2 protein-coding genes are annotated in these 1,582 nt (G+C 43.9%); both read right to left on the bottom strand.

Going from position 1 to position 1,582, the window contains the following annotated elements:
- Nucleotides 1–215: 215 nt before the first annotated feature.
- Complete coding sequence (locus tag R8269_RS24030; RefSeq protein WP_005456302.1) at nt 216–677, bottom strand: MSHA biogenesis protein MshF; 462 nt, start codon at nt 675–677, stop codon at nt 216–218.
- A 3-nt stretch (nt 678–680) separates the two neighbouring features.
- Nucleotides 681–1,582 (bottom strand): type II secretion system F family protein (locus R8269_RS24025; RefSeq protein ID WP_318222756.1); only part of this gene is annotated, 902 nt, incomplete at its 5' end.

The raw sequence follows: 1,582 nt of genomic DNA, 5'->3' as shown, positions 1-1,582 counted from the left end.
AACGGTTTGGGGCAGCAACGTTCACTAAAACTGACCGTGAAGTGGATACTGTATCTACCGCTTGAGCAGAATGACGAATCGCCATTATTCCGAAAAGGTTTGATAACAAAGGTAATCATTTTATGGTTTACCTTTTATTACAACCTTAGGCTTATGGTAATGTTTGCATTATACCGACTTTCATTCCCATTTATAGTACTTAAGTGTCAAAAAATTCACTCCGCCGACATTTCGACGTCTATTATCAGTCGATTAGCGGTAGACATAACTACAATTGTTTGGCCACTTTCGTAAGTATAGTTGCAGATATAACGATTACTTTTGATTGTTCCGCTAATATCTAATAACTCACTAGCCATAATCTTACGTTGCGGGTAATGAACAGCTAACCAATATCCGCAATCGAGTACGCCTTGTTGTGTGAACGGCGACACCAATCCCCCTTCAGTCATGGTGAGTTGAAAACCATCCATTTCCATATGATTGGGCTCACCTTGCACTAACCACGCTTGGTGATAACGCTGAACACTGTCTAGCATCCAAACCTTTGCGAGTTTTGCACCTGTCGCTTGTGCTTCTTCAGTGACTGGCTGCAATTTAATCGCCATTCCAACCACGATGATGACCGCAACTAAGCCAAACATAATGAGCGTTGCTCGGCTTTGATTCTCAACCACGCATTAGCCGCCTTTGATGATGTCCAGCATCCCCCACATTGGTAAGAAAATACCCAATGCAAGTACCATCACCATCCCAGCGACAATGACCAAAAGTAATGGTTCTATTCTTGCCGTCAGTGTTTTAAGGTCATAATCCACTTCTCGATCATAAAAATCTGAGACTTCGAGCAAAAGTTCATCAATACGACCCGTTTCTTCACCAACTGCAATCATTTGAATAACTAATGGCGTAAAAATATTGCTGTTGATGGCAGTGACAGAAATGGTGCTACCCGCTTCGATGGCTGCTTTCATCTCTAAAATTCGATTTTCTAAAAAGCGGTTACCCAATGCTTCACCAGCAAGTGCCAAAGATTGGTTGAGCGGCACACCTGATTTCAACATCAACGAGAATGTTCGAGCAAAGCGCGACAATTGAGCGCGATTTACGATATCGCCAACGATTGGTAAGCGGAGGCGAAATTTATCAAACTTCTCCCGCCCATCTGCTGTCGCAACCCAAGCTTTGAACACAAAGAATGCACCGACCATAGCGGCAATGAGCAATCCCCAGTAGTGAACAAAGAAGTTGGACGTCGCAATCAAGATCCGAGTTGGAAGCGGCAACTCAACCCCAAAACGAGTAAACATCGATGCAAACTCGGGGATAACCAGAATGTTCAGAATGAACATGGCGATGGTAATAAATACGATAACGAACGTCGGGTAGCGCATTGCGGCTTTAATGCGTTTACGTGTTTCTAGCTCTTGCTCATAGTAGTTTGCTAGCTGCAGCAATGCTTCATCGAGTCGACCGGTATTCTCACCCACGTTGATCATGGAAACGAATAACGGACTAAACACTTTGTTGTGCGGCTGCATCGCAGACGATAAGCCACGACCATTACTCAACTCAGAAACCA

The sequence above is a fragment of the Vibrio sp. Vb0667 genome (assembly GCF_033391095.1).
Note: the sequence above shows the minus strand (reverse complement) of the source record. Positions and strands in the feature narration are given on the sequence as shown.